The 25735-nt window shown below is 42.9% G+C and carries 30 protein-coding genes and 1 pseudogene; 26 read left to right on the forward strand and 5 right to left on the reverse strand.

Going from position 1 to position 25735, the window contains the following annotated elements; translation table 11 throughout:
* Positions 1 to 539 precede the first annotated feature (539 nt).
* Complete coding sequence (locus FD723_RS28245) at positions 540 to 1646, forward strand: glycosyltransferase family 39 protein (RefSeq protein ID WP_179068319.1); 1107 nt, start codon at positions 540 to 542, stop codon at positions 1644 to 1646.
* A 7-nt stretch (positions 1647 to 1653) separates the two neighbouring features.
* Here the strand turns inward: FD723_RS28245 and FD723_RS28250 are convergent.
* A pseudogene (locus FD723_RS28250) lies at positions 1654 to 2708 on the reverse strand (IS630 family transposase).
* 27 nt (positions 2709 to 2735) lie between these two features.
* Between FD723_RS28250 and FD723_RS28255 the strand changes: the two are divergent.
* Positions 2736 to 3347, forward strand: a complete 612-nt coding sequence (locus FD723_RS28255; protein WP_179068320.1) for a hypothetical protein — start codon at positions 2736 to 2738, stop codon at positions 3345 to 3347.
* Positions 3348 to 3467: 120 nt separating this feature from the next.
* On the opposite strand, the gene FD723_RS28260 is transcribed toward FD723_RS28255, so the two are convergent.
* Positions 3468 to 4814 carry an ABC transporter substrate-binding protein gene (locus tag FD723_RS28260; RefSeq protein ID WP_256874955.1) on the reverse strand — a complete coding sequence of 449 codons (1347 nt, stop codon included), beginning with the start codon at positions 4812 to 4814 and terminating at the stop codon, positions 3468 to 3470.
* A 161-nt stretch (positions 4815 to 4975) separates the two neighbouring features.
* Here FD723_RS28260 and FD723_RS28265 point away from each other — a divergent pair, with 161 nt between their 5' ends.
* The 3 genes from FD723_RS28265 to FD723_RS28275 all read left to right on the forward strand — a co-directional run bounded on the left by FD723_RS28265 (position 4976) and on the right by FD723_RS28275 (position 6703).
* Entirely contained in the window at positions 4976 to 5734 is a 759-nt protein-coding gene (locus FD723_RS28265; RefSeq protein ID WP_179068321.1) for a YebC/PmpR family DNA-binding transcriptional regulator, read from the forward strand.
* Positions 5735 to 5958: 224 nt separating this feature from the next.
* Positions 5959 to 6150: a hypothetical protein gene (locus FD723_RS28270; protein ID WP_179068322.1), complete on the forward strand. Its 192-nt coding sequence runs from the start codon at positions 5959 to 5961 to the stop codon at positions 6148 to 6150.
* 172 nt (positions 6151 to 6322) lie between these two features.
* Positions 6323 to 6703 (forward strand): DUF4440 domain-containing protein, encoded by a 381-nt coding sequence (locus FD723_RS28275; RefSeq protein ID WP_179068323.1) that lies wholly within the window; start codon positions 6323 to 6325, stop codon positions 6701 to 6703.
* 122 nt (positions 6704 to 6825) lie between these two features.
* Here the strand turns inward: FD723_RS28275 and FD723_RS28280 are convergent, their stop codons facing one another.
* Both FD723_RS28280 and FD723_RS28285 read right to left on the reverse strand, forming a co-directional pair.
* Positions 6826 to 7143, reverse strand: coding sequence for an RNA-binding protein (locus tag FD723_RS28280; protein ID WP_179068324.1), 318 nt, complete (start codon positions 7141 to 7143; stop codon positions 6826 to 6828).
* Positions 7144 to 7407: 264 nt separating this feature from the next.
* A complete protein-coding gene (locus FD723_RS28285; protein ID WP_179068325.1) occupies positions 7408 to 7947 on the reverse strand; it encodes a phycobiliprotein lyase in 540 nt (179 codons plus the stop codon).
* Between the two features lie 546 nt (positions 7948 to 8493).
* Here FD723_RS28285 and FD723_RS28290 point away from each other — a divergent pair.
* Positions 8494 to 9942 carry an efflux RND transporter periplasmic adaptor subunit gene (locus FD723_RS28290; RefSeq protein ID WP_179068326.1) on the forward strand — a complete coding sequence of 483 codons (1449 nt, stop codon included), beginning with the start codon at positions 8494 to 8496 and terminating at the stop codon, positions 9940 to 9942.
* Between the two features lie 68 nt (positions 9943 to 10010).
* Positions 10011 to 13304, forward strand: a complete 3294-nt coding sequence (locus tag FD723_RS28295; protein WP_179068327.1) for an efflux RND transporter permease subunit — start codon at positions 10011 to 10013, stop codon at positions 13302 to 13304.
* 72 nt (positions 13305 to 13376) lie between these two features.
* On the opposite strand, the gene FD723_RS28300 is transcribed toward FD723_RS28295, so the two are convergent.
* Positions 13377 to 13853 carry an NAD(P)H-quinone oxidoreductase subunit N gene (locus FD723_RS28300; RefSeq protein ID WP_179068328.1) on the reverse strand — a complete coding sequence of 159 codons (477 nt, stop codon included), beginning with the start codon at positions 13851 to 13853 and terminating at the stop codon, positions 13377 to 13379.
* Between the two features lie 1017 nt (positions 13854 to 14870).
* Between FD723_RS28300 and rplC the strand changes: the two genes are divergently transcribed.
* The 19 genes from rplC (at position 14871) to secY (ending at position 25734) form a co-directional block, all read left to right on the forward strand.
* Positions 14871 to 15503, forward strand: coding sequence for a 50S ribosomal protein L3 (gene rplC / locus FD723_RS28305; RefSeq protein WP_179068329.1), 633 nt, complete (start codon positions 14871 to 14873; stop codon positions 15501 to 15503).
* A 148-nt stretch (positions 15504 to 15651) separates the two neighbouring features.
* A complete protein-coding gene (rplD, locus tag FD723_RS28310) occupies positions 15652 to 16290 on the forward strand; it encodes a 50S ribosomal protein L4 (RefSeq protein WP_179068330.1) in 639 nt (212 codons plus the stop codon).
* On the forward strand, positions 16283 to 16597 hold the full coding sequence (locus tag FD723_RS28315) for a 50S ribosomal protein L23 (protein WP_179068331.1): 315 nt from the start codon (positions 16283 to 16285) through the stop codon (positions 16595 to 16597). The genes rplD and FD723_RS28315 overlap by 8 nt, the downstream gene beginning before the upstream one ends.
* Positions 16598 to 16738: 141 nt before the next feature.
* A complete protein-coding gene (rplB, locus tag FD723_RS28320) occupies positions 16739 to 17602 on the forward strand; it encodes a 50S ribosomal protein L2 (RefSeq protein WP_094349090.1) in 864 nt (287 codons plus the stop codon).
* A 141-nt stretch (positions 17603 to 17743) separates the two neighbouring features.
* Positions 17744 to 18022, forward strand: a complete 279-nt coding sequence (rpsS, locus tag FD723_RS28325; RefSeq protein ID WP_012410721.1) for a 30S ribosomal protein S19 — start codon at positions 17744 to 17746, stop codon at positions 18020 to 18022.
* A 94-nt stretch (positions 18023 to 18116) separates the two neighbouring features.
* On the forward strand, positions 18117 to 18473 hold the full coding sequence (rplV, locus tag FD723_RS28330; RefSeq protein WP_069070777.1) for a 50S ribosomal protein L22: 357 nt from the start codon (positions 18117 to 18119) through the stop codon (positions 18471 to 18473).
* Between the two features lie 53 nt (positions 18474 to 18526).
* Positions 18527 to 19309: a 30S ribosomal protein S3 gene (gene rpsC / locus FD723_RS28335; RefSeq protein WP_179068332.1), complete on the forward strand. Its 783-nt coding sequence runs from the start codon at positions 18527 to 18529 to the stop codon at positions 19307 to 19309.
* A gap of 80 nt (positions 19310 to 19389) precedes the next feature.
* Positions 19390 to 19815, forward strand: coding sequence for a 50S ribosomal protein L16 (rplP, locus tag FD723_RS28340; protein ID WP_179068333.1), 426 nt, complete (start codon positions 19390 to 19392; stop codon positions 19813 to 19815).
* A gap of 3 nt (positions 19816 to 19818) precedes the next feature.
* On the forward strand, positions 19819 to 20046 hold the full coding sequence (gene rpmC / locus FD723_RS28345) for a 50S ribosomal protein L29 (RefSeq protein ID WP_179068334.1): 228 nt from the start codon (positions 19819 to 19821) through the stop codon (positions 20044 to 20046).
* Positions 20047 to 20052: 6 nt separating this feature from the next.
* Entirely contained in the window at positions 20053 to 20301 is a 249-nt protein-coding gene (gene rpsQ / locus FD723_RS28350; protein ID WP_094349093.1) for a 30S ribosomal protein S17, read from the forward strand.
* A 46-nt stretch (positions 20302 to 20347) separates the two neighbouring features.
* Complete coding sequence (gene rplN, locus FD723_RS28355; RefSeq protein WP_069070772.1) at positions 20348 to 20716, forward strand: 50S ribosomal protein L14; 369 nt, start codon at positions 20348 to 20350, stop codon at positions 20714 to 20716.
* Complete coding sequence (rplX, locus tag FD723_RS28360) at positions 20716 to 21069, forward strand: 50S ribosomal protein L24 (RefSeq protein WP_179068335.1); 354 nt, start codon at positions 20716 to 20718, stop codon at positions 21067 to 21069. The genes rplN and rplX overlap by 1 nt, the downstream gene beginning before the upstream one ends.
* 113 nt (positions 21070 to 21182) lie before the next feature.
* Positions 21183 to 21731 (forward strand): 50S ribosomal protein L5, encoded by a 549-nt coding sequence (gene rplE, locus FD723_RS28365; RefSeq protein WP_100901246.1) that lies wholly within the window; start codon positions 21183 to 21185, stop codon positions 21729 to 21731.
* A gap of 20 nt (positions 21732 to 21751) precedes the next feature.
* Positions 21752 to 22153 carry a 30S ribosomal protein S8 gene (gene rpsH, locus FD723_RS28370; protein WP_094349096.1) on the forward strand — a complete coding sequence of 134 codons (402 nt, stop codon included), beginning with the start codon at positions 21752 to 21754 and terminating at the stop codon, positions 22151 to 22153.
* Positions 22154 to 22281: 128 nt separating this feature from the next.
* On the forward strand, positions 22282 to 22830 hold the full coding sequence (gene rplF, locus FD723_RS28375) for a 50S ribosomal protein L6 (protein WP_179068336.1): 549 nt from the start codon (positions 22282 to 22284) through the stop codon (positions 22828 to 22830).
* A 2-nt stretch (positions 22831 to 22832) separates the two neighbouring features.
* Positions 22833 to 23195 (forward strand): 50S ribosomal protein L18, encoded by a 363-nt coding sequence (rplR, locus tag FD723_RS28380; protein WP_094349098.1) that lies wholly within the window; start codon positions 22833 to 22835, stop codon positions 23193 to 23195.
* A gap of 93 nt (positions 23196 to 23288) precedes the next feature.
* Complete coding sequence (gene rpsE / locus FD723_RS28385; RefSeq protein WP_179068337.1) at positions 23289 to 23816, forward strand: 30S ribosomal protein S5; 528 nt, start codon at positions 23289 to 23291, stop codon at positions 23814 to 23816.
* 89 nt (positions 23817 to 23905) lie between these two features.
* Entirely contained in the window at positions 23906 to 24349 is a 444-nt protein-coding gene (rplO, locus tag FD723_RS28390; protein WP_069070765.1) for a 50S ribosomal protein L15, read from the forward strand.
* 74 nt (positions 24350 to 24423) lie between these two features.
* Complete coding sequence (gene secY / locus FD723_RS28395) at positions 24424 to 25734, forward strand: preprotein translocase subunit SecY (RefSeq protein ID WP_179068338.1); 1311 nt, start codon at positions 24424 to 24426, stop codon at positions 25732 to 25734.
* The last annotated feature ends 1 nt before the right edge of the window (position 25735 follow it).

The following is a 25735-nucleotide window of genomic DNA, read 5'->3' on the forward strand; positions in this document are numbered from 1 at the left end:
ATGCACCTTACACCACAGACGCGATTTATTATAGATAAGTAAGTCGGCAGAATAAAACCTAACTATGTAACGAAAAGTAAAAGCGTTGAAAACCTTGTGATTGCTTCACTCCACTTCGTTACATTCGCAATGACATAGTTATAAATTTTCTCACCCATCTACTTAGTCTACAACGCTGTGATGCCTAGTATTTCGTTAACAGACAAGCCACTAAGCTAATCAGCATTCAAGTTGCATGATCAGGGCGGGCAAGATGCCCACCCCACAAGATATTGAGAAAATTTTAATATGCAAATTAGATGTGTTTTAGCTTACCAAGTTATTACAAATAGTTATCAATTGATCAATGCTAAATAGAGTTTAGTTTGCACTTTGTGTCATTGGGAGCTATATCTGCCCCAAGCGCCACAAGTGTATCTCAAGGCGGTTAAGTTTTGAAGCAAGTGGCAAAAGATGCAACGGATTTTTTGAATAAAAGGCAAGTCCAATAAACTGATAAACTAAAAATTATTATTGATGATAATTAATCTTCTGCTTTTATGCATGACTCATCTAAAACAATTCAAAAAAATCATGATGATTTATTCTTTAATAGTTTCAAGCTGCTAACTATCGTTTTGATAGTTATAGGGATATTGATGAGATTTATTAATATTGATGAAAAAATCACTTGGGCAGATGAAACATTTACTTATTTAAGAATTTATGGGAACACCAAATCAGATTTAATGCAGGAAGTAGTTAATAGCCAAATATTAACTGCTGGAACATTATTACAAAAATATCAAAGTCCTGGTGTTGGCAAAAGTATAATTGATATTGTTAAAGGGTTAGCGGTAGAAGATCCAAAACATCCACCCCTATATTTTGTGATGACAAATTTGTGGGTGCAATGCTTTGGAAGTACAGTGGTAGCCACAAGAAGTTTTTCTGCCTTTATAAGTTTATTAATTTTTCCTGCTCTCTATTGGCTATGCCAAGAATTATTTCAATCAAAAATCGTCGGTTTAGTAGCAATTGCTATTATAGCTGTATCGCCATTTTATCTTGTGTATGCTCAAGAAGCCAGAATGTATAGTTTGTATACACTAAATATCTTGCTATCTAGTGGTGCATTGCTCAGAGCAATGAGGTTGAATACAAAACCAAGCTGGAGTATTTATTCTGTTACTTTATTGCTGGGATTATACACACATTTTTTATTTAGTTTGGTAGCAATTGGGCAAGGTATTTATGTAGCTGTCAATCAAGGACTCCGAGCCAGGAAAATATTGATTGCTTATCTGAGCGCATTCTTAGCTGGAATATTCGCTTTTCTTCCCTGGCTATTTTTAATTATTACTCAATCAGATAAAGTTCAAGAAACAATAAATTGGTCGAAGCGTATTGTGCCGTTAAATGATTTAGTAGATGCATGGCAGATTCATTGGGCGCGTATTTTTTTTGATATAACATCGGAGTATCGTTACCAAAATCAATTACAAAATAGTCTTTGGTTTTTAATTATTAGACTCTTAGTAATTTTATTATTTTATGCAGTTTATTTCCTTGTTCGTAAAACGCCCAAGTCAACTTGGTCTTTTGTTTTAATATTAATTTCATTGACAGCACTAAGTAAGTCGTGGAGAAAATTTATAACTATGTAACAAACAATTAAGGGGAAGAGTTAGAGTTAAATCTTATACGTTGTGTACTGTAATTTCCCTTCTCTGCTCTAGCTTGAACTCCATCAATCACAGCATAGGCAAGGTCTAACTCATCTTCAAAAGTTTTCGAGGCTAGTTCATCTTTTTTGAGGTGTTGCCACTCCAATTCAATTGGGTTCATTTCCGAACAATATTTGGGTAGAAAGAAGATGTACAAACCCATCTCTTCCCACTTTGGCCATAACTCCTGCACTTCTTTACATCGATGTATTGGGCCGTTATCCTGCACTATGACTCTTATGCGTCCCGTTTTTTGTGCTTCTAGTGCTTCAAGCTCCATCATTTGAATATAAGATTTGCGTGAAACGCCTCCAATTACCAGACCGTAAACGAAACTAATTAACGGTTGAAGAAAGCCAATAATACTTAACCTTCGACCTCGACGCTTGCTCTGCTCTAAACGTTTTTGTTTGCCTCGGAAGTAGTAGCTGTAACTCGGTTCACTCCAAGCACAAAACCCTGATTCATCTAGATACTTTAAATCGATTTCTCCTGCGGCCGCAGACAATTCCAACATTTCCAAATCTGCTTGTTTAACTTGCTGTACTACTGGATCTTGTTTTCCTTTATGGCTTTTTTCTCGTTCGTTTCCAAATGATCCCCTTTTTTTAGTACCTGCCTTAACCAGTCAGGACTCAATGTTACCGAGCGTTCTTGTTCTAATCTTTGGGCTAATTGAACGCTGTTATATGTACGAGGTTCTTTCTCTAAACATTCTTCTAAGAACACCATGTCATCTTCCGTCCACCTTGATTTTCCTCCTCGCCCTGGTTTTTCCCAAAGTCCCTCTAAACCAAGATGCTCCCATCTATGCAAAACTTCTCGCACTGTTTGTGCTGTCCAATTAAAGTGAGCCGCTATCTTCTCTACATACCAACCATTTGCGCTCAATCTAATCACTTCTGCTCTGTCTTTAACTTTCTGGGGTACATCTGCCGTTCTCAGGTTAAACAAAGTTCTATCTTGCTCACGAGTCAGAAATGCCCTTAAACGGCTGCCCATACCCCTGTTACCTTGGTAGACACATTTATGTATTTACTTATCTTTACACAGTTTGGTTTTTTCACCTTGTTCTACTTAACTCAAGCGATACCGGATGTAATTTTTGGTGGTCTTCGTTCCGGGATTATGAGATATTCAATTCCTGTTTATTTAGGATGCCATTTAACTATGGCTTATTTATTAGCTCAAAAAACTATCATATCTCCAAGGATGAAAATGCGTAAACATTTATGGAGGTTATTACTCCTTGGGTTAATTTTTCTACAAATCATCTCATGTGTGATTATTTTACCGAAAAAAACTTGGTGGAATAAAGCTTATAGTTCCGATAATATTCCGATGGCAAATATTATTAAGCAATCTAGAAATCCTTTAATTATTTGTTTAGAGTGCGGTAAAGATTCGGGTTGGGGAAATGTATTATCTATAAGTTACCTTCTAGAACCACAAACAAAATTTCAATTATTTCCTAGCACAAATATTAAACAAATTCCTGATACTTTTACTGATGTATTTTTCCTAAATGCTTCTGAAAAATTACAAGATATATTGAAAAAAGAACATGACTGGAACATAGCTTTAGTTTTCAAGCACAGTCAATCTCTATGGAAGTTAAAATTAAGTACAGGGAATAAATGAATAATATACCAAAAAGCTTACTAGATAAGTATTTGAAGCTATCTTACCCCTGGTGTCAGCCATCCTATATCTACCCCGATTAACAAACGCAATTAATTGCGTCTCTACAAGTTAACCATGTCACTTAAAAATCAAATCTAATCGCTGCTGAGTTACTTTGAGTGATTCTGCTGGCGAACTTTTGCCCAACAATACAGATTCAATGGCCCGACCTACACTGTCAGAAATACGATTGTAACCAGGAAATATTGGACGCGATCGCCCGTATTTAGTTTGATCTAAAAATACCTTCAACTGTGGAATTTTTTTGATAAAATCCTGATACTTTTGACTTTCACGAGACTTCAAATTAACTGGTAAATAGCCAGTTCCCAATGCTAATTCTGTCTGAAATTCTTCACTTAAAGCATATTCGACAAACTTAAATGCTGCTCTTTGGCGTTCTAGTGTAGTTTTGAAAAAGAAGAGATTCTCACCGCCAATAATAGTAGCAGGTTTCTGCCCAACCGGAATGGGAAAAACATCAAAATCGACACCAGTCTTTTGAAATTCTCCCAGATTCCAAGGGCCATTTAATTGCATTGCAACTTTGCCAGTCAGCAAGTCATCTGTTTCATAACCTCGTTCCGGCCCAGATAAAATAGCGGAACCATCCGTAATTAAATTGCGCCAGAATTGCAAAGCTGCGATCGCCCCTTGATTATCTTCCAAATTTACTGCTGCGGCATTTTGTGAATCATCACTCACCAAATCACCGCCACCACTCCACATAAACGGTAGCCAGGTGAATACTGTAAATTCTCCCTTCCCCAAAGGCAGAAACATCCCATATTGATCGGTTCGACCATCACCATTGGTATCACGAGTTAATTTTTTTGCAACTTGCCCAAACTCCTGCCAAGTCCTGGGTAATTCAGTAATTCCCGCAGCCTTAAACAAACTCGGACGATAAAAAATACCAACGTTATTCGTAGCAAAGGGCACAGACCAAATCTTACCGTTGTATTTCATTGATCCATACAAAGCTGGGTCAATTTCGGCTTTTACTGGAGATTTTTCGAGCATTTCATCCAAAGGTAAAAGCGCATCGAGTTCTACTAATTGACCTGCGATCGTCGGATTGTACCACAACAAATCTGGGGGTGCATTTCCTACCACCGCCGCTAAAATCTTGGGCGTTTGCTGATCCTGTTGCCCAATATAAAGCGACTCTACTTGAATATCTGGTTGGGATTGATTAAACTTATCCACCAACTTTTGCAGCACATCGCGATTTGGCGGCGGATTGACACCTTGCCAAAGAGTTAAATGAATTACTTTATCTTCCTTAATACCAGGTAAGATACTTTGACATCCAACTAAAGCTAGTATGCCCACCAATAACACAAGCAGTAAGCTCCGAAGGTAGCGTGACACTTTCTTCATTTTTCGCTTGGCATGGCGAGGAGGGTTAAAGAAATCGTGCATAATATTCATTAGATTGGCTATGGCAAAAGAGGAGGCAGGAGTTTTTAAATTTTTAATTTTTAATTGATTTCTCCCCACTCACTTTTACTAAATGCAGCTTTGCATCGGTGTAAAAGTTAGGTATATCCTAATCTTGAATAGAGTTTTGATAATTTCAAATTATGGCAGGACATAGTAAATGGGCAAATATTAAGCGCCAGAAGGCGGTAGTAGATGCAAAAAAGGGAAAAACTTTCACTCAGTTATCCAGGGCGATTATTGTTGCAGCTAGAAGCGGTGTACCAGATCCAGCTTTGAATTTTCAACTTCGCACGGCAATTGACAAGGCAAAGGCTGCGAGTATCCCTAATGATAATATTGAACGAGCGATCGCTAAAGGTGCAGGCACTTTTGGCGGAGATAATGCGATCTTTGAAGCGATTCGCTACGAAGGTTACGGACCTGGTGGTGTAGCAATTTTAATCGAAGCCCTCACAGATAATCGCAATCGCACTGCTGCTGACTTGCGTGTAGCTTTTAGTAAAAATGGTGGCAATCTTGGTGAAACAGGTTGCGTTAGCTGGATGTTTGACCAAAAAGGCGTTTGTGTTGTCCAGGGTGTGGTTGACGAAGAACAGCTTTTAGAAGCATCCCTCGAAGGCGGTGCCCAGTCTTATGAGATGATTGAAGATGAGATGGCTGAGGTATTTACTGACATCGGAAATTTAGAAACCCTTAGCCAGTCACTCAAAGAGCAAGGTATTAAGGTAGTTGATGCCGAATTGCGCTGGATTCCTAGTAATAGTGTAGAAGTTACCGATCTCAATCAGGCGCGATCGCTTTTCAAGCTAATTGATACTCTAGAAGGATTGGATGACGTGCAAAATGTCACAGCGAACTTTGAAATAGCAGAAGAATTGATGGATATCAGCATTTATTAATCAAAATTAACACAAACATCAGATCAAATTACACTCACTTGGTTCTGATGTCAAAAATAGTACATTTTTATAAAAATACTAGCAAGTATTCTTACCACAGTATTGCACCTAAGTCCTATATCTACGGATGTAAAAATAGACATGAAAGCTTCATATCAATTACAAACTTATGACATACGCCTATTGGATAGTTAGATTGTTGATTACCTGATGAGGATTTTTAAGTGAATAAGTTCGCTAAAGCTTTACTTTTGGCTCTGGTATTTGCTGCTCCTGTAACCGTTTTTGCATCTCAAGCTCAAGCTAAAGAAGTCCGTGTTGCTAGTGTAAAAAGTGCTAAAGTTCATCACAAGAGACATCACAAGACACATCACAAGCGTCATGCTAAAAACCTAACTCATAAAACTCACGCATAAATAGTTACTATTAGTCGTAAAAGTTTCTAGTAGCTCCGTAATAAAGTTTAGTGTTGGTTTATCTGAAAAATAATTGTATTATTTAACTCCGCTGGAATCCCTACCAATCAGCGGGGTTTTTTTATTAACTTGCTCATGAGGACGCGATCGCGTAGAAATCAAAGTTAAGATTATGAAAGCAGATTATTTAGAAGAATCACTTCTTCGTCAATTGGAGGAGCGTTTGCTTCAACCTGATGTCAGAAAATCAGCTAAAGATATCATGGACTTACTTGCTGATGAGTTCATTGAAATCGGAAGCTCAGGGCGTGTTTTCGATAAACAGCAAATAATCGAGAGCTTGCAAAATGAACCCATAGAATCCCTGATTCAAAGATCGATCGCAGAATTTAAAACGTTAGTTTTAGCAACAGGGGTTATTTTAGTAACTTATCGTATAGTCAGAGATATATCTGGCGAACAGCCTGTGCATTCATTGCGAAGTTCCATCTGGAAATTGAACAACGATCAATGGAAAATGATCTTTCATCAGGGCACTTTAGTCAGAGAATGATATGTGCAGTATGATAAGTAACTAACCGAAATTATTTAGAGTCAATTTTTGTACAGAAAAGGCTCAAGCATTCTTGCCTGAGCCTTTTCTAGATGCAATTAAGTTACTTTCGTCTACTTAACTTAGTAGCGGTTGTTGCGGTTGTAGCCGCCGCCACCGCCACGATTGCCACCACCAAAGGAACCACCACCTCTGTCTTCTCTAGGCTTGGCTTTATTTACTTTGAGGTCACGACCAAGCCATTCAGCACCATCAAGGGCTTCAATGGCTTTTGTTTCTTCATCTTCCGAATTCATTTCCACGAAAGCAAAGCCGCGTAAACGACCTGTTTCACGGTCTGTAGGTAGTTGAACACGTTTAACAGTACCATATTCTGCAAATACAGCACTCAACGCATCTTGTGTAACATCATAGGAGAGGTTACCAACGTAAATTGACATCAAATGTCTCCAAAATCATAAGTTTGTAGAGATTTAGATTTCGGAGAGAAGTCTGTAATACCAAAAGGAAAAAGCCTGTCAATACTAAAAACAAACACTGTCGCCGAATTAATTCTCATTTCACTTCCCATGATGACATAGCAACTAACTTTCTGGGTAAAAGTTTTAAAAACTGTTATAAAAAGTTATATGAGCAGTTGACAGCTAAGTGCTGGCTAGTGGCAAAATGGGTGAGGCTATAGCGAACCACACCCACGAGTTAAACTAATCCACTCTCTTTTCTAAATATTGACCAATCATCAATTGTTCACCAGCACGAGAGATAATGGTTTGTCTGGTGCGGTATTTGCTGCCAATTAGCTTTAACTCTTCTTCAAAGACTGAACCGTTGTATTCAGTTCTCAAACACATGGTTTTAGGGTTGGAGAAATAATAGTGGGCGGTAACTGGTTTGGATATGGCAAAACCGCGATCGCGATATAGAATATTTCCCACAGCCCCAAATAATGTTGAACCTTGCGACTCTTTCCTGTCCTTCAGCAGATCCGTACTTTCCCATGTAACTGCTGCACCACAGATTAAGCTACCCGTATCATACAAATCGTGCATCTGAGCTAGCTTTTGCAATTCATCACAACCCTGCTTGAGAAAATTGATCGTAACTATACTCTCCATCTCCTTGGTTTCTCCCTGAGGTAGGCTGTAATAGCGTCGTTGCGATCGCCACTTACCCACAGATTCCTGGAAAAATTCGGAAATCTGGGCTTCGTCAGCGGTTTGTGCAATTTTTAGCAATGATGTCACTTGTAACTTTCCTAACTTAATATTTGGTGGTTCTAAATATATCGCCCTTTTTTTGGTTGTATATGCGATGTCTACGACGGGCTACGCCTACGCTTGTTCAAAATCTCACAGTGCCAAAAAAAGCAACTTATGTTTACTATTCTTAATATATTGGATTAAACGTAAAAATTACCAATCATTTTGCTATGGCCAGCCTGGCGATGTCAGCCTAAGTATAGTTATTTAATACTGCCTATTTTAGAAACAGGGGCGTAAAACTCCCGTATCTTCAGTAAACGCGAGTCTTCTACTAAGGGCAGATTGCAAGAAATTTAAAAATATTTATACTGAGTTAAGAATTGCATCGGCAGCTTTTTAGCTGACGACTCAATGTAATGAGTTAAAGTGGTGAGAATTTTTTTGAAAAAAAGTAATTTTTGATACAAAATTCTGCAAGAAGATAGCTAGTTGACTCTCGCCGCTTTTCACTATTCATAATGTCTCAAAATTACTTGGTAATGCACGGCTGTTTAAACCCAAAAAGCTCCCCAAATACGAGAAAAATAAATGATTTTGGACAGAAAGAAGCCGCACAAGCAGGTGAAAATCTCACCTTTGGCAGCCGCTAACCAGGTAATTAATACCCAGTTAAATTCAGTTATGAAAACTGATGTGGCTGTTGTAGATACAAAGAGTAGCGTTGACACAAAGGGGTCTTCCCCTTTCGCAACCATATTATTAATTCCCTGTATGCTGGGCATAGGACTGCTGACAGCAAATTGTGGAGCGCTCCCCAAGGAAGAAGTAGCTGATGCCCAATCTCAAAGTCCTGGTAGTGGACAACGTGGTGGTGCAACGGCTGTAGATGCAGCGATCGCTCGAACTGATACGCTGCAAACACAACCAGAATACACAGGTAATACAACACCTTTTCGGATTGTATCAGTGCGATCGCAAGTAGAAGCCCGGTTGTTGGCTTTGAACCTTGATGTTGGCGATACAGTAAAGCTTGGGCAAAATGTCGGGCAATTAGATGATGCCATCCTTTCGACCCAATTAAAGCAAGCAGAAGCAGAACTAGCAGCCCTGAAATCAGAAGTAGCGAGGGCAACTAATCAGGTAAGCAATGCCCGTGCAGACGTTGAACGGGCGCGGTTAGAAGTAGTACAAGCTCAAGCAGACTCAGAACGGCAACAGAATCTATTCAAAGCTGGAGCGATCGCTGAACAAACTGCCCAGCAAGCACGTACCCAGGCAAAAACAGCTGCCCAAGCATTGCGGGCAGCCCAGGAACAAGTTCGGACAGAACAGCAAGCCGTCGCTGCCGCCCAAGGTAGAGTACTTGCCCAACAAGCATTGGTTGCTCAAACCAAAGAGCGTAGGTCTTATGCTCGATTGACATCTCCCATCACTGGCGTAGTCACAGAAAAGGTGACAGAACCAGGCAACCTACTGCAAGCAGGTAGCGAAGTCTTGAAAATTGGCGACTTTAACCGTGTCAAAGTTGTTGTGCAAGTTTCCGAATTAGAACTAGCACAAATTCAAGTTGGGCAGTCTGTACAAGTCCGTTTAGATGCCTTCCCCAAAGAAACATTAATTGGCAGAGTTACACGCATTTCTCCAGCTGCCGATGCCACAGCCCGCTTGATACCTGTGGAAGTAGTGATTCCTAACACTCAAGCCAAGATTGGCAGCGGATTACTGGCGCGGGTCAATTTTCAAACCCAGACTCAACAGCGGGTAGTAGTGCCGCAAACAGCGATTCAAAAACAAGCAGGGGCAGCAAAGAGAGCAGAAAAAGAGCAAGAAAACCCATCAGGGACGCTATTTGTGGTGAAAGACACAGAAGGCAAGACGAAAGTAGCGACGCGTGCAGTTACTTTAGGACAAAGGGCTGATGGGAGAGTGGAAATTTTATCCGGTTTGCAAGCAGGAGAGCGCTACGTTGTTCGGAGTGGTAAGCCGTTAAAAGAAGGTGACACTGTGAGTCTTTCAATTCTTTCAGAAAAGCAATAGTAGGGTGAGCAATAACCACCATCCCAAAGAAAAAAGTACTCAGTAGTCAGCACTTATCACTTAGTATCATGCAACAGGCAAACAATAATAATGGCAATGGCGGATTTAGCCTTAGTGCGATCGCTATCCGCCAACACATTGGCACACTCATGCTTACTGTGGCAGTAATTGTCATTGGCGTATTTTTTCTCACAACGATCCAAGTCGATCTTCTACCGTCAATTACCTATCCCCGAATTGGGGTTCGACTAGAAGCCCCTGGTATTTCACCAGAAGTAGCAGTAGATGAAATCACCAGACCTTTAGAAGAAGCTTTAGCAGCAACCGAGAATGTAGTACAAGTTTTTTCTCGCACCCGTGAGGGACAGGTAAGCCTCGATTTATACTTCCAACCAGGGGGCGATATTGACCAAGCCCTAAACGATGCTACTGCTGCTTTCAACCGAGGTCGAGGACAACTACCAGATACGATAGAGGAGCCGCGCTTATTTAAAGTCGATCCCTCCCAATTGCCAGTTTATGAATTGGCGCTGACATCTCCTTCATTGCCAGGGAAAGATTTACGCGTATTTGCTGATGAAGAGTTAACCCGTGAACTCAGTGTCGTGCCGGGAGTAGCTTCAGTTGATGTATCTGGCGGTGCAGAAGAAGAAGTACGGGTGCTTGTTGACTTGAACCGATTGCAAGCCTTGGGTGTCGGGTTAAATGATGTCTTAGATGAATTAACAGCCCGTAACCAAGATACTTCTGGTGGCCGGATTCTGGGGCAAAATTCCGAGCCATTAACTCGGACTGTCGGACGCTTCCAAAATGCCAAGGAAATTGAAAACCTTTCCTTAGAAGTTTCCTCCCCTGCCTCCCCTGCTTCCCCTGCTTCCTCTACCTCTCCTGCACCTTCCCGCCGCGTCTACTTGCGAGACTTTGCAGAGGTAATTGACGATACAGAAGAACAACGAGTATTTGTTTACCTTAACCGTCAGCCTGCGGTAAAATTTTCAATTCAAAAGCAGCCTGAAGCCAACACAATCACAGTTGTAGATGCTGTTAAGCGGCGAATTGAACAATTACGGCAATCGGGTTTAATTCCAGCAGATATGACCTTGAGCCCCACCACAGATGAATCTGTCTTCATTCGTAATTCTTTAAATGATGTCATCTTTTCGGGAATTTCTGGGGCATTGTTAGCAGCAGCAGCAGTATTGTTATTTTTGGGATCGTTCAGGCAAACATTTATTATCAGTTTGACGATTCCGCTGTGTACTTTGGCAGCGATCGCTTTAATGAGAATATTTGGTTTAACCTTGAATGTTTTTAGTTTGGCAGGTCTGACATTAGGAGTCGGTCAAGCAATTGATACATCGGTTGTGATCTTGGAGAACATTTCCGAGAAAACAGGCATGACTCCTAATCAGAGAGAGATGGATGCAGGGGAGCAGGGGAGCAGAGGAGCAGAGGAGCAGAGGAGAAATTCAAGATTCTTTATTGATAGTGCGATCGCAGCTTCCCAAGAAGTAGAATCTGCTTTAGTTGCTGCTACAGGTGCCAACTTAGTTTCTGTAGTGCCATTCCTCTTGATTGGCGGCTTTATTGCACTGCTATTTAATGAACTGATTCTGACAATTAGCTTCGCAGTCGCAGCATCCCTTGTTGTCGCCATCACAGTAGTACCGATGCTGTCTTCTCGACTTTTGGGAATTCGCTGGTCTAGTCGGATTAGTGAATTTTGGCTGCTTAGACAGTTTAATCACCGATTTGAAGATGCTACGCGGGGATACGGTAACTTCTTAACCAAGGTTTTACGCTATCGACTCCTCGTCGTTATCGCCGCTTTGCTAATTTTAGGCGGCAGTAGCTTCTTTATGTTTGGTCAAATTCCCCAAGAAATTTTACCCCGCATCAGTACTGGTCAAGCCACCTTGAGAGCGCAGTTTCCGCCCGGTACACCTTTAGCAACTTCGGAAAAAGTTATGCAAATTGTCGATGACATTTTGCTCAAACAACCAGAAACCGAGTCCGCTTTCACAACTGTGGGTGGTAATTTATTTGGTAGTAGTACTACAGAAAATCCTTTACGTGCCAGTAGCACCATCAATCTAAAACCAGGCACAGATGTCGAAGCCTTCGTCAAAAAAGTAACTCAGGAATTTAACAAACTCAACTTAGCAGGAATTCTGCTGCGCCTCAATCCTGGTCAGGTGCGGGGTTTAATCTTGAGTAATTCTCCAGTGCAAGGGTCAGAAGTTGACGTGATTCTGCAAGGTGAGAATGAAGAAAACTTAACCCAAGCAGGCGCACAAGTACTGCAAGCATTGCAAGAAAGGGCAAAATTAGCAACATTCCGACCAGATGCCGACCCCCGACAACCAGAAATCCAAATTCGCCCTGACTGGGAGAGGGTTTCAGCTTTAGGATTGAGCGCCGGGCAAATTGGTGCAACAGTTCAAACAGCAATTGAAGGTTCAGTTCCCACGCAAATTCAACGCGGTAATCGTTTAGTTGATGTGCGGGTACAGCTAAATAAAGAAGCGATTCAACGTCCTTCCCAACTAGAACAATTACCGCTATTTACAGAAAACAATCAGCTAATCCGGCTTTCAGATGTGGCGAAAATTCAAGAAGGTCAAGCGCCTGGTGAGGTGCAACGAATTAATCAACGCCAAGCTTTTATTGTGGCAGGAAATCTCAGCGAGGGAGCTAGTCTTGGTGAAGCGATCGCAGAAGTAAACAAGGTACTAAAGGATGTAGACTTACCCGAAGGCGTTTCAATTGTGCCTAGTTCTGCTCAAGAAACTAATCAGCAACTTCAGGATGCTTTAAAAACTTTGGGAGCGTTGGCGACGTTCTTAATTTTTGTAGTCATGGCGGTACAATACAATTCACTAATTGACCCATTGGTAATTATGTTCACCGTACCACTAGCGTTAGCTGGAGGAATTTTTGGACTTTACATTACCCAAACGGCAATTGGTGCAACTGTAATTGTTGGTGTCGTCCTGCTAGTAGGAATTGTGGTGAATGCAGGGATTCTCATGGTGGAACTAGCAAACCAAATTCGGGACGAAGAAAGTTGTAGTCGCCAAATTGCGATCGTGAAAGCTGCTCCTCAACGTTTGCGCCCAATTATCATGACTACAGTCACTACTATCTTGGGACTGTTTCCTTTGGCATTAGGCATTGGCGAAGGTTCAGAGTTTTTGCAGCCATTAGGGATTGTAGTTTTCTTTGGGATGGCGATCGCAACAATGTTGACACTATTTATCATCCCTTGTTTTTATATTCTGCTGCACGATTTGCTTGGTGGAAATTGGGTGAAGCCAGTGTTAATCCGATTGCGTGGATTTACGAAAAAACTTACCGGCTAACGATCGCTGCTGATTGAATTGAGTCATTAGTCATTAGTTATGAGCAAATGACTAATGACTAATGGCAAAGGACTAACTAGCTAACAGAGTTTTTTCTAGAGAAGTCCAACGGAAAGAGCGATCGCCACCTCTCTCAATAATGACTTTCACTCGTGGTTCTAACTGAGGCAAATTCGTTAAATACTCAACTTCCTCATTAGAAAGAATATGCCCTTCAATAATCCACAAGACCAGTCCCTTTGACTTTGGTGGTAGCTGTTCTAGATGAGAATTGAGAATTGGCGGCAGATAGTAAACCTGACCCACTGCTGCACCACTACCAGTGCTTTTTTTCCCAAGATGAGGAGGTCTGACTCCATGAATTCTTGTGAGATACGCAGCTACGTCACCCAGTCCTTTAGCGGTAATGTGGAGGGTAGTATAGCCAGCCGCCCGTATTCGGCGCTGATATCGACCTTCATAACCCCCTTCCAGAGGTACATACACACCAAGAGCGCCAAATTTTTCCAGATCGCGGATTAAACCGTTGCCAGTGGTAATTAGTGCCATAGATTTTCGTCTTATCCCACTTAGATATCTCTATTATTTACCCTGAACCGATAGATTAAAAGCATTTTTTTGGACATTGAGAAGAGGCAGAGGGGCAGGGAGCAGAGGGGAAAGAGGAGGCAGAAGGCAGAGTTCTTGAATTTTGAATTTTAAATTTTGAATTGATTTCTGCCCCTTGCCCCCTGCGCCCTACTCCCTTGCTTCTTCCCCACTCCCTAAAAATAACTCTATAAATTACTGGACAAACATAAATAAATAATTTATATTATTAGATTGTGACCAAAAACGCAAATTAGGTTGACTTTTTACTGTCATTCTGAGGTAGTGTTAGCATCAAAAGCTGATGACTTAATCCAAATTGGATAATCTAACTCAGATTGATCATAGACTGGTAAACTAAGAAAGCTTTCAGGTCAACATTGGAGCTTGAGACTAACAGACAAAGCGAGTCTTACATCTCCAGGGTAAGTTTACTCCTGCGCCTCTGAAAAAGTAGGCAAAGTCTTAAACAATAGTTTAAGGTATTTAAGGAAGTAAAACTGAGCAGCAATGTTGGTTTCATGGCATTACGTCAGTCTCAGTTAACGGATACTGGGCGGTAAAAACCGCTTAAGTCCAACTGCAACACGGCAGTAGCCAATCTCCGGGAACCCGTCTCATAGGCGTGTAAAAATCGGAAAACCCGCCGACAGCGCTGCCTCCAGAAAGTGCCAGAGCAATTGCTTGGACAAAAGCATTGCTGCACACAGCTTAAAGCTGTAGCGCCTTGCATTGATTCCAGAAGTTACTCCTTCCCAGTGGGAAGAGACTTGTGGCTGCTCTGGTGATCTAGTGAGTGAAGCTAAACAGATTCACCAAGCAGTACGGACACGGTTTGTTGTGTCCGAAAGCATTTGGAGCGGTTTATTAAAACCATTCCAAATTTCGCAGGCTAACCCAGCCTAAACTGATGCGTACAAAACGTGTCCTCTAGAGTCCAATTCCAAGGTCAGCAAGTAGAAAGGAGAACCAGTTATTGTGTCTGTAGGTATTCTCGGCACCAAGCTGGGCATGACCCAAATATTTGACGAAGCAGGAGTAGCTATTCCTGTAACTGTCATTCAAGCAGGGCCATGCACTGTTACACAAGTTAAAACGAAAGAAACCGACGGTTATTTTGCCATTCAAGTTGGTTATGGCGAAGTTAAACCCAAGGCACTAAACAGACCACTACTGGGACATTTGGCTAAATCATCCGCCCCAGCATTGCGTCACTTAAATGAATATCACACCGATAGCTCTAGTGATTATGCTTTAGGTCAAGAGATTAAAGCAGATATTTTTAGTGCAGGTCAAATTGTCGATGTCGTCGGCACAAGCATCGGTCGCGGCTTTGCGGGAAACCAGAAGCGCAACAACTTTGCTCGTGGGCCTATGTCACACGGTTCCAAAAACCACAGAGCGCCCGGATCAATTGGTGCTGGTACAACACCAGGTCGTGTATATCCAGGTAAGCGGATGGCAGGACGTTTAGGTGGAAAACGCATCACAATCCGCAAGTTGACCATAGTGCGAGTTGATCCAGAACGCAACATATTGCTAATTAAAGGAGCCATTCCTGGTAAGCCAGGCGCTCTAGTCAGCGTTGTGCCTGCAAAAATAGTGGGATAGTCAGAAGTCATTAGTCAGAAGTCATTAGTCAAAAGTCATTGGCTAAGGACAAATGACAAAAGACCAATGACCAATGACGCCACGTGCTTCACCTGGGGAGACCCCAAGATCGCAGTGGCTCACAAAGGACAAAGGACAGATAAGAAAAATGGTTGAAAGCGTAGTTAAAAATTGGCAAGGAGAACAGGTCGGTGAGACGACCTTCGAGTTGCGCGTTGCCAAAGAAGAAACAGCGTCTCATATTGTGCATCGTGCCTTAGTACGGCAATTGACTAATGCTCGTCAAGGAAATGCCAGTACAAAAACTCGTGCTGAAGTCAGAGGCGGTGGTCGTAAACCTTGGCGACAAAAAGGTACTGGTCGGGCTCGTGCCGGGTCTATTCGTTCACCATTGTGGCGTGGTGGTGGTGTGATCTTTGGACCAAAACCCAGAGACTTCAACCTCAAATTGAACCGCAAAGAGCGACGTTTGGCACTGCGGACAGCATTTGTCGGTCGTATTGACGACTTGATCGTAGTAGAAGAATTTAGCACTGAGCTATCTCGCCCCAAGACTAAAGAATTAGTGGCAGCGCTTGCGCGTTGGGGAGTAGTACCAGAAAGCAAGGCACTGTTAATTTTGTCTGAGATTGCGGATACAGATAACGTTTATCTGTCAGCCCGCAACATTGAAAATTTAAAGCTAATTGCAGCCGACCAGCTAAATGTTTTTGATTTACTGCACGCTGACAAAATTGTAGTTACGGCATCAGCCCTAGAAAAAATTCAGGAGGTCTACAGTGCCTAGCTTTGACCCCCGTGACCTTGCCGACTTAGTACGTCGCCCAATCGTCACCGAGAAAGCGACCATCTTGATGGAACAAAACAAGTACACCTTTGAAGTAATTCCCAAGGCATCAAAGCCAGAAATTAAGGCTGCGATCGAAGACTTATTTCAAGTCAAGGTTGTAAAAGTCAACACCATCTTACCACCACGTAAAAAGCGGCGCGTTGGTAAATTTATTGGTTATAAACCCCAATATAAACGAGCGATCATCACTGTCGCACCTGGGGATGAAGACAAGATTAGACAAGTTCTATTCCCAGAAGTCTAGGAATTTTAGATTTTAGATTTTAGATTGAGGAGTTTACTGAATAAGTATCAAAGATGGTCGCAATTAGTTAAACACTCATTAAATCCAAAATCCAAAATTAAAAATCCAAAATTTAAGTAAATCCAAAATCCAAAATAGATTATGGGTACTCGTTCTTATCGCCCTTATACCCCCAGTACTCGCCAAGTCACAATCTCTGACTTTGCGGAAATTACCAGAACCGAGCCAGAAAAATCCTTAACAACCTCGAAGCATCGTGCCAAAGGTCGGAATAATCACGGACGGATTACTAGTCGTCGCCGGGGTGGCGGACACAAACAGCTTTATCGGATCATCGATTTTAAAAGGGATAAACATAATATTCCTGCCAAAGTCGCAGCGATTGAATACGATCCTAACCGGAATGCCAGAATTGCCCTTTTGTATTACCAAGATGGCGAAAAACGGTACATCCTTCACCCCAACGGATTGAAAGTTGGAACAATAATTGTTTCCGGGCCTGATTCTCCCTTTGAAGATGGTAATGCCTTACCGCTCTGGAAGATTCCCTTAGGTACTAGTGTTCACAACGTAGAATTCACTCCTGGTAAAGGTGGTCAAATTGTACGTGCTGCTGGTGCTAGCGCCCAAGTCGTGGCCAAAGAAGGTAATTACGTGACTCTCAAGTTGCCTTCAGGAGAAGTTCGCTTAATTCGACGCGAGTGCTACGCCACTATTGGGCAAGTAGGCAACACCGATGCGAGAAACCTGAGTGCAGGTAAAGCCGGACGAAATCGCTGGAAAGGTCGCCGTCCTAAGGTTAGAGGTAGCGTCATGAACCCAGTGGATCACCCACATGGAGGTGGTGAAGGTAGAGCGCCTATCGGTAGATCGGGGCCTGTTACACCTTGGGGTAAACCCACATTGGGTGCGAAGACACGCAATCGCAAGAAACTTAGCAGCAAGTTGATTGTACGTCGTCGTCGTAAGTCTTCTAAACGCGGTCGCGGTGGTCGTGAATCATAGAATTTTAGATTTTAGATTTTGGATTTTAGATTGGATCTGCTTGTGAACATAAAAATTTGTGAAACTTGGTTCAGATACCTAATTATCCAAAATCCGAAATTCTAAATCCTAATTCCTAAATCCTAAAGCCAAAATTGAACTATGGGTCGTTCTCTAAAAAAAGGTCCCTTCGTTGCGGATCATCTCTTAAAGAAAATTGAAAAGCTCAACGACAACAACAGAAAAGAAGTTATTAAAACTTGGTCACGAGCTTCGACAATTTTGCCTCTGATGGTAGGTCATACCATAGCTGTTCACAATGGACGCCAACACGTTCCAGTTTTTGTAAATGAACAGATGGTAGGACATAAGTTGGGTGAATTTGCCCCCACACGCACCTACAGAGGTCATGGAAAAAGCGACAAAAAAGCGGGTAGGTAGTTATTAGTCATTGGTCATTTGTCATTAGTCATTAGTTATTAGCTTTTGACAAAGGACAAAGGATAAAGGACGAAAGACAAAATTGGAGAAAATTATGGCTACTAATACTACTGAAGTAAAAGCGATCGCTCGTTTTATCCGCATCTCGGCTTACAAAGTGCGTCGGGTACTCGATCAAATCCGGGGGCGATCTTACCGAGAAGCGTTAATCATCCTGGAATTCATGCCCTATCGCGCCACTGAACCCATATTAAAGGTTCTCAGAAGCGCTGCTGCTAATGCCGAACACAACGCTGGGTTAGATCGGACTCAACTAGTGATTACTCAGGCTTATGCCGATCAAGGGCCGCCGTTGAAGCGGTTCCAGCCAAGAGCGCAAGGTCGAGCTTACCAAATTCGCAAGCCGACGTGTCATATTACTGTGGCTGTTGCAGCCGCCCCAGAAAAATAAGCACGTTTACACGAATAAATTGCGTAAAGTAAGAAATTTTAGAGGAAGCATTCGTGGGACAGAAGATTCATCCAGTTGGTTTTCGCCTGGGTATTACACATGAACATCAATCCCGTTGGTTTGCTGTTCCTGATCGCTATCCAGAACTTCTCCAAGAAGATTACAAACTCCGTCAATACATAGATCAAAAGCTGGGTAGACAGGCTCAAAACAACGCCGGAATTTCTGAGGTACGGATTGAGCGCAAAGCCGACCAAATCGACTTAGAAGTACGCACAGCTAGACCGGGCGTAGTCGTGGGTCGTGGTGGACAAGGTATCGAATCCTTACGTACTGGACTCCAAGGAGTGTTGGGTGGTAATCGCCAAATTCGCATTAACGTAGTTGAAGTTCAACGAGTTGATGCTGATGCTTACCTGATTGCCGAATACATTGCTCAACAATTGGAACGTCGGGTTTCCTTTCGGCGGGTAGTGAGACAGTCAATTCAACGTGCCCAACGCGCTGGCGTCCAAGGTATTAAAATCCAAGTCAGCGGTCGCCTCAACGGTGCAGAAATTGCCCGGACAGAGTGGACTCGTGAAGGTAGAGTACCTTTACATACCTTACGGGCTGACATTGACTACTCTTATTGCACGGCAAAAACTGTTTACGGCATTTTGGGTATCAAAGTATGGGTGTTTAAGGGAGAAATTATTCCTGGACAGGAACCAGACCCACTACCACCAGCAAGCCGCGATCGCGAACGTGACCCCCGCGATCGCGATCGAGAACCCCGTCGTCGTCAACAACAACGTCGTCGCCAGCAATTTGAAGACCGCTCAAATGAAGGATAAATCGTCATTAGTCATTAGTCATTAGTAAATGGCAGATGGCAAATGACAAATGACAAATGACAAATGACAAATGACAAACCATGTTAAGCCCTAGAAGAACTAAATTCCGCAAACAACAGCGGGGACGGATGGAAGGACTAGCCACCCGTGGTAGTACCCTCAACTTCGGTGATTTTGCACTCCAAGCTCAAGAACCTGCTTGGATTACCTCGCGTCAAATCGAGGCTTCCCGTCGGGCAATGACTCGTTATATTCGTCGGGGTGGACAAATCTGGATTCGGATTTTCCCTGATAAACCTGTAACCATGCGTCCTGCTGAAACCCGGATGGGTTCCGGTAAAGGTAATCCAGAGTTTTGGGTAGCTGTAGTCAAGCCAGGGCGGATTTTGTTTGAAATTGGTGGAGTTACTGAAGAAATTGCGCGTGAAGCGATGCGCTTGGCTTCATTTAAACTGCCCATCAAAACTAAGTTTATTGTGCGCTCTCAACCACAGGAGCAGGAGTAACTTATGCCTCTTCCCAAGATTTCAGAAGCTAGAGAATTAAGTGACGAGAAGCTCTCTGATGAAATTGTCGCAATCAAAAGACAACTATTTCAGTTGCGCTTGCAAAAAGCTACCAGACAATTAGAAAAGCCCCACCAGTTCCGACAATTGCGCCACCGCCTAGCCCAACTGCTGACGCTAGAAACAGAACGCAAACGGGCAGCAAGTCAATCGGCTAAAGAAAAAAAGTAGGAGATTATGGCAGTTAAAGAACGAGTTGGCTTGGTAGTGAGCGATAAAATGCAAAAAACTGTGGTAGTCGCCATAGAAAACCGCGCTCCTCACCCCAAGTACGGCAAGATTGTGGTTAACACCCAACGATATAAAGTTCACGACGAAGAAAATCAGTGTAAAGTAGGCGATCGCGTTCGCATTCAGGAAACTAGACCCCTGAGCAAAACCAAGCGCTGGAAAATCACAGAAGTCCTGAACGTCAAGCCTACTTAAACCTCATCGTTGTTAGAAATTAACAACATTACAAGGGAGAATAATTGTGATTCAACCCCAGACTTACCTGAATGTCGCAGATAATAGCGGCGCCCGCAAACTAATGTGTATCCGCATCTTAGGCGGAGGCAATCGCCGTTATGGTTTTATCGGTGATAAAATTATCGCCGTTGTCAAAGATGCTACACCCAACATGGCTGTCAAAAAGTCTGATGTTGTGGAAGCAGTAATTGTTCGGACTCGTAAAGCTGTAAGTCGTGACAGTGGCATGAGTATTCGCTTTGATGATAACGCCGCTGTAATTATCAACAAAGACGGTAATCCCAGAGGCACACGGGTTTTTGGCCCAGTTGCACGGGAACTGCGCGATAAAAACTTTACTAAAATTGTTTCTCTGGCTCCGGAGGTGCTTTAATGGCAACCAAACAAGGTACGCCCAAAGTATTCCATAAAATGCACGTCAAAACTGGCGACACTGTACAAGTGATTGCTGGCAAAGACAAAGGAAAAATTGGCGAAATTACTCAGGCACTTCCCCAACTGAGTAAAGTCATCGTCAAAGGTGTCAACATTAAAACCAAGCACGTCAAACCTCAGCAAGAAGGGGAATCGGGGCGAATTATTACCCAAGAATTCCCGATTCATAGCTCCAACGTCATGCTTTATTCCACCAAGCAAAACGTTGCTAGTCGTGTTGGTTACACCTTTACCTCAGAAGGCAAAAAGGTCAGAAAACTCAAGAAAACTGGCGAAATTCTCGATAAATAAGAATTTAGCCAACTTGAAATTTTAGATTTTAAATTTAATCCAAAATCCAAAATCTAAAATCCAAAATTAAAGTTTCCCTGACCAAGCCCAGGGATATCAGGACAAAAAAAACTATGGCGACAACAAGACTCAAAACCTTATATCAAGAGACAATCGTCCCCAAACTGATTAATCAGTTTCAATATACCAACGTTCATCAAGTACCGAAGTTGGTAAAGGTTACGATTAACCGGGGTTTGGGTGAAGCAGCTCAAAATGCGAAGTCTCTAGAGGCATCCATTAACGAAATTGCCTTGGTAACAGGTCAAAAACCAGTGGTGACACGGGCGAAAAAGGCGATCGCTGGCTTTAAGATTCGTCAAGGGATGCCTGTGGGGATCATGGTGACACTCAGAGCCGAACGGATGTATGCCTTTTTCGACAGACTAGTTAGCCTGTCATTACCCAGAATTCGAGATTTTCGCGGCGTTAGCCCTAAAAGCTTTGACGGACGCGGTAACTACACTTTGGGTGTGAGAGAACAGCTAATTTTTCCAGAAGTCGAATACGACAGCATCGATCAAGTACGTGGGATGGATATTTCCATCATCACCACAGCAAAAAACGACGAAGAAGGACGCGCCTTACTTAAAGAATTAGGAATGCCCTTTCGCGATCAATAAGTTCATCTATAGAGGGAACGATGGCGGCTAACGACACAATTGCAGATATGCTGACGCGCATCCGCAATGCCAACCTGGCGCGGCATCAAACTACACAAGTGCCAGCGACAAAATTAACCCGGAGCATTGCCAAAGTGCTACGGGAGGAAGGCTTTATTGCTGAAATCGAAGAAGCAGAAGAAGGGGTAAAACGCAATCTGGTGATTTCCCTGAAATACAAGGGTAAAAACCGTCAGCCTTTGATCACCGCCTTAAAGCGGGTGAGTAAGCCTGGCTTGCGTGTTTATTCAAATCGAAAAGAATTACCAAGAGTACTAGGCGGCATTGGCATTGCCATTATTTCTACATCCAGTGGCATTATGACTGACCGCGAAGCGCGGCGTCAGAACTTGGGTGGCGAAGTACTTTGTTACGTTTGGTAGTCATTGGTCATTAGTCATTAGTCATTAGTCATTGGTCATTAGTCATTTGTTATTGGTGAAATACAAAGGACGAAGGACAAATAACAAAGGACAAAGGACAAAGGACAAATAACAAAGGACAAAAAGTCATGTCTCGTATTGGTAAACGTCCAATTACTATTCCCGCCAAAGTTCAAGTGGCGATCGATGGTACAAAGATTGTGGTGAAAGGCCCGAAAGGAGAACTTTCTCGTACTCTCACACCTAATGTCTCAGTCTCCCAAGAGGGAGAAATATTACAGGTCAATCGTCGGGATGAAACTCGCACCTCAAAGCAACTGCACGGCTTGAGCCGCACTTTAGTTGCCAACATGGTCGAGGGAGTTTCCCAAGGTTTTCAGCGCCGTTTGGAAATTCAAGGTGTTGGTTACAGGGCACAACTTCAAGGACGTAACCTAGTTTTAAATATGGGTTACAGTCATCAGGTGCAAATTGAACCACCAGAAGGAATTCAGTTTGCCGTAGAAGGCCCCACTAACGTCATTGTCAGCGGCTATGACAAAGAAATCGTCGGTAACACAGCCGCCAAAATTCGTGCCGTTCGTCCACCAGAACCCTACAAAGGTAAAGGCATTCGCTATGCCGGTGAAGTGGTCAGACGGAAAGCTGGTAAGACTGGTAAGGGTGGTAAGAAGTAGAAATGAAACTTACTCGTAGAGAATCAAAAAATCGTCGTCATCGGCGCGTTCGCGGCAAAGTTATTGGCTCCCCAGAGCGTCCGCGTTTAGCGGTATTTCGTTCTAATGAGCATATTTATGCCCAGCTAATTGATGATACTCAGCATCAAACCATCGTGGCAGCATCGACTGTAGAACCAGAGTTGAAATCTAGTTTAGCGTCATGTGCAAACCGCGATGCATCGGTACAAGTTGGGAAGTTGATCGCAGTGCGATCGCTAGAAAAAGGCATCACCAAAGTAGTCTTTGATCGCGGTGGTAACTTATATCATGGTCGTGTCAAAGCACTAGCTGATGCAGCCCGCGAAGCTGGTTTAGATTTCTAAAGTCATTGGTCATTAGTCATTAGTTATTGGACAAATGACAAAAGACAAATGACAAATGACAACTGACAAATGACGTTCACCAGAGCATAAATTATGGCAACAGAGCGTAAAAGTAGAACAAAGCGTGCCAAAAAAGAAGAAACCACTTGGCAAGAACGGGTTATCCAAATCCGCCGCGTAAGTAAAGTGGTCAAAGGTGGTAAAAAACTCAGCTTCCGAGCGATCGTTGTCGTTGGTAACGAACGCGGTCAAGTTGGAGTAGGAGTAGGCAAAGCCTCAGATGTAATTGGCGCCGTCAAAAAAGGTGTAGCTGATGGCAAAAAACACCTCATTGATGTCCCAATCACCAAATCCAACTCCATCCCCCATCCCATTGATGGCGTCGGTGGCGGGGCAAAAGTGATTATGCGTCCAGCCGCACCTGGTACTGGGGTAATTGCGGGTGGTGCTGTGCGAACTGTGTTGGAATTAGCAGGAGTTCGTAACATTTTAGCCAAGCAACTAGGCTCCAACAATCCGCTCAATAACGCTAGAGCCGCAGTTAATGCCTTATCTACACTGCGTACCCTTTCTGAAGTCGCCGAAGATCGCGGTATTCCTATTCAAAATCTCTACATCTAATTTAGTCATTAGTCATTGGTCATTAGTGAATAACAAAGGACAAATGGCAAATGACAAATGACAAACGACAAATGAGAACTTGATAAATTATGAGACTCCATGATGTTAAGCCGCAAAAAGGCTCCAAGAAACGCAAGAAGCGTGTAGCTAGAGGTATTTCTGCCGGTCAAGGCGCTAGTGCTGGTTTAGGTATGCGGGGTCAAAAATCTCGTTCTGGTAGCGGGACTCGACCAGGTTTTGAAGGTGGTCAACAGCCATTGTACCGCCGCTTACCCAAGCTGAAGGGCTTTCCGATTGTTAATCAGAAGATTTACACTACGATTAATGTAGAGAAGCTAGCCTCCCTTCCCGCGAATACAGAAGTAACTTTGACCTCTTTGAAAGCCGCAGGTATCCTGACTGCTGTCAAAGGGCCATTGAAAGTTTTAGGTAACGGGGAATTGAGCATTCCGCTCAAGGTACAAGCGGCAGCTTTTACAGTTTCAGCTCGTAGCAAAATTGAGGCAGCTGGTGGTAGTTGTGAAGTCTTATGAGTGAGCCGGAACAGCGCACTTAAATGCAAGCCAACTCGCTGCCAGTGCTTGGTTCACTATAAAGGTAGCACTCTATGATCAGTCGAGATAAAGCCCCAACGGCTCAAGAAACTTTTATGCAGATGGCGCAGGCAGCTGGCCTCAGAGGTAGGCTGCTTGTCACCGTCGGTATTTTAATTTTGGTTCGCCTGGGTATTTTCTTACCCGTCCCAGGGATTGATAGACCAAGGTTTGCCGAAGCCATATCGGGCAGTAATTCCATATTCGGCTTATTGGATATATTTTCCGGGCGAGGACTTTCGACTTTGGGAGTCTTTGCTTTAGGAATTTTGCCCTTCATTAATGCGTCTATTATCATCCAATTACTCACTGCGGCGATTCCAACTTTAGAAAATTTACAGAAAAACGAAGGGGAAGCCGGCCGCCGAAAAATATCGCAAATTACCCGCTATGTAACTGTAGGTTGGGCAATCCTTCAAAGTACAGCTTTTTCGGCATTATTCCTTCAGCAATTCGCCTTAAAGCCAGGGCCTATATTTGTCGCTGAAACTGCGATCGCTCTGACTGCTGGTTCGATGTTCGTCATGTGGGCATCAGAATTAATTACAGAACGGGGTATTGGCAACGGCGCATCATTGTTGATTTTTGTCAATATTGTTGCATCATTACCAAAAGCTTTGGGTGATACCATCGACTTGGTACAAGTCGGCGGTCGGGAAGCAGTGGGTCGGGTAATTGTACTGGTCTTAGTTTTCCTCGCAACAATTGTTGGGATTGTGATTGTGCAGGAAGGAATGCGCCGCATCCCAATTATTTCGGCTCGTCGTCAAGTAGGTAGAAGAGTTTTGGCAGAGCAGCGTAGTTATCTGCCACTACGGCTAAATCAAGGCGGCGTAATGCCAATTATTTTTGCTGCTGCCATCCTCAGTTTGCCATTGCTAATCGCCAATTTTACTAAAAATGCCGATTTGGCGAATATAGTTAACACTTATTTGAGTCCAAGCGGTTCTAGCTCCTGGGTCTATGCCTTGGTCTATATGATTTCCATTGTTTTCTTCAGCTACTTCTATTCTTCGTTGATTCTCAACCCGGTAGATGTGGCGCAGAACTTGAAGAAAATGGGTTCTAGTATTCCTGGGATTCGTCCCGGTAAGGCAACTAGTGAGTATATCGAACGCGTTTCCAACCGACTAACTTTTTTGGGTGCGATCTTTTTGGGCTTCGTTGCTATTATCCCCACTGCCGTAGAAAGCGCTTTGAATGTGAAAACTTTCCGGGGAATAGGTGCTACCTCGTTGTTAATTTTAGTGGGTGTGGCAATTGAGACAGCCAAACAAGTCCAAACTTATGTCATCTCTCAGCGCTATGAAGGAATGGTGAAATAAT

Origin of the sequence: Nostoc sp. C052, assembly GCF_013393905.1 — a bacterium.
In the GTDB taxonomy this organism is placed as follows: Bacteria; Cyanobacteriota; Cyanobacteriia; order Cyanobacteriales; family Nostocaceae; genus Nostoc.

Excerpts from the sequence above, each read along its gene's own strand:
- FD723_RS28245 (WP_179068319.1), top strand. The coding sequence starts at position 540 with ATGCATGACTCATCTAAAACAATTCAAAAAAATCATGATGATTTATTC.
- FD723_RS28255 (WP_179068320.1), top strand. The coding sequence starts at position 2,736 with ATGTATTTACTTATCTTTACACAGTTTGGTTTTTTCACCTTGTTCTAC.
- FD723_RS28260 (WP_256874955.1), bottom strand. The coding sequence starts at position 4,814 with ATGCACGATTTCTTTAACCCTCCTCGCCATGCCAAGCGAAAAATGAAG.
- FD723_RS28265 (WP_179068321.1), top strand. The coding sequence starts at position 4,976 with ATGGCAGGACATAGTAAATGGGCAAATATTAAGCGCCAGAAGGCGGTA.
- FD723_RS28275 (WP_179068323.1), top strand. The coding sequence starts at position 6,323 with ATGAAAGCAGATTATTTAGAAGAATCACTTCTTCGTCAATTGGAGGAG.
- FD723_RS28280 (WP_179068324.1), bottom strand. The coding sequence starts at position 7,143 with ATGTCAATTTACGTTGGTAACCTCTCCTATGATGTTACACAAGATGCG.
- FD723_RS28290 (WP_179068326.1), top strand. The coding sequence starts at position 8,494 with ATGATTTTGGACAGAAAGAAGCCGCACAAGCAGGTGAAAATCTCACCT.
- FD723_RS28295 (WP_179068327.1), top strand. The coding sequence starts at position 10,011 with ATGCAACAGGCAAACAATAATAATGGCAATGGCGGATTTAGCCTTAGT.
- FD723_RS28300 (WP_179068328.1), bottom strand. The coding sequence starts at position 13,853 with ATGGCACTAATTACCACTGGCAACGGTTTAATCCGCGATCTGGAAAAA.
- rplD (WP_179068330.1), top strand. The coding sequence starts at position 15,652 with ATGGTTGAAAGCGTAGTTAAAAATTGGCAAGGAGAACAGGTCGGTGAG.
- rplB (WP_094349090.1), top strand. The coding sequence starts at position 16,739 with ATGGGTACTCGTTCTTATCGCCCTTATACCCCCAGTACTCGCCAAGTC.
- rpsS (WP_012410721.1), top strand. The coding sequence starts at position 17,744 with ATGGGTCGTTCTCTAAAAAAAGGTCCCTTCGTTGCGGATCATCTCTTA.
- rplV (WP_069070777.1), top strand. The coding sequence starts at position 18,117 with ATGGCTACTAATACTACTGAAGTAAAAGCGATCGCTCGTTTTATCCGC.
- rplP (WP_179068333.1), top strand. The coding sequence starts at position 19,390 with ATGTTAAGCCCTAGAAGAACTAAATTCCGCAAACAACAGCGGGGACGG.
- rpmC (WP_179068334.1), top strand. The coding sequence starts at position 19,819 with ATGCCTCTTCCCAAGATTTCAGAAGCTAGAGAATTAAGTGACGAGAAG.
- rpsQ (WP_094349093.1), top strand. The coding sequence starts at position 20,053 with ATGGCAGTTAAAGAACGAGTTGGCTTGGTAGTGAGCGATAAAATGCAA.
- rplX (WP_179068335.1), top strand. The coding sequence starts at position 20,716 with ATGGCAACCAAACAAGGTACGCCCAAAGTATTCCATAAAATGCACGTC.
- rplE (WP_100901246.1), top strand. The coding sequence starts at position 21,183 with ATGGCGACAACAAGACTCAAAACCTTATATCAAGAGACAATCGTCCCC.
- rpsH (WP_094349096.1), top strand. The coding sequence starts at position 21,752 with ATGGCGGCTAACGACACAATTGCAGATATGCTGACGCGCATCCGCAAT.
- rplF (WP_179068336.1), top strand. The coding sequence starts at position 22,282 with ATGTCTCGTATTGGTAAACGTCCAATTACTATTCCCGCCAAAGTTCAA.
- rplR (WP_094349098.1), top strand. The coding sequence starts at position 22,833 with ATGAAACTTACTCGTAGAGAATCAAAAAATCGTCGTCATCGGCGCGTT.
- rpsE (WP_179068337.1), top strand. The coding sequence starts at position 23,289 with ATGGCAACAGAGCGTAAAAGTAGAACAAAGCGTGCCAAAAAAGAAGAA.
- rplO (WP_069070765.1), top strand. The coding sequence starts at position 23,906 with ATGAGACTCCATGATGTTAAGCCGCAAAAAGGCTCCAAGAAACGCAAG.
- secY (WP_179068338.1), top strand. The coding sequence starts at position 24,424 with ATGATCAGTCGAGATAAAGCCCCAACGGCTCAAGAAACTTTTATGCAG.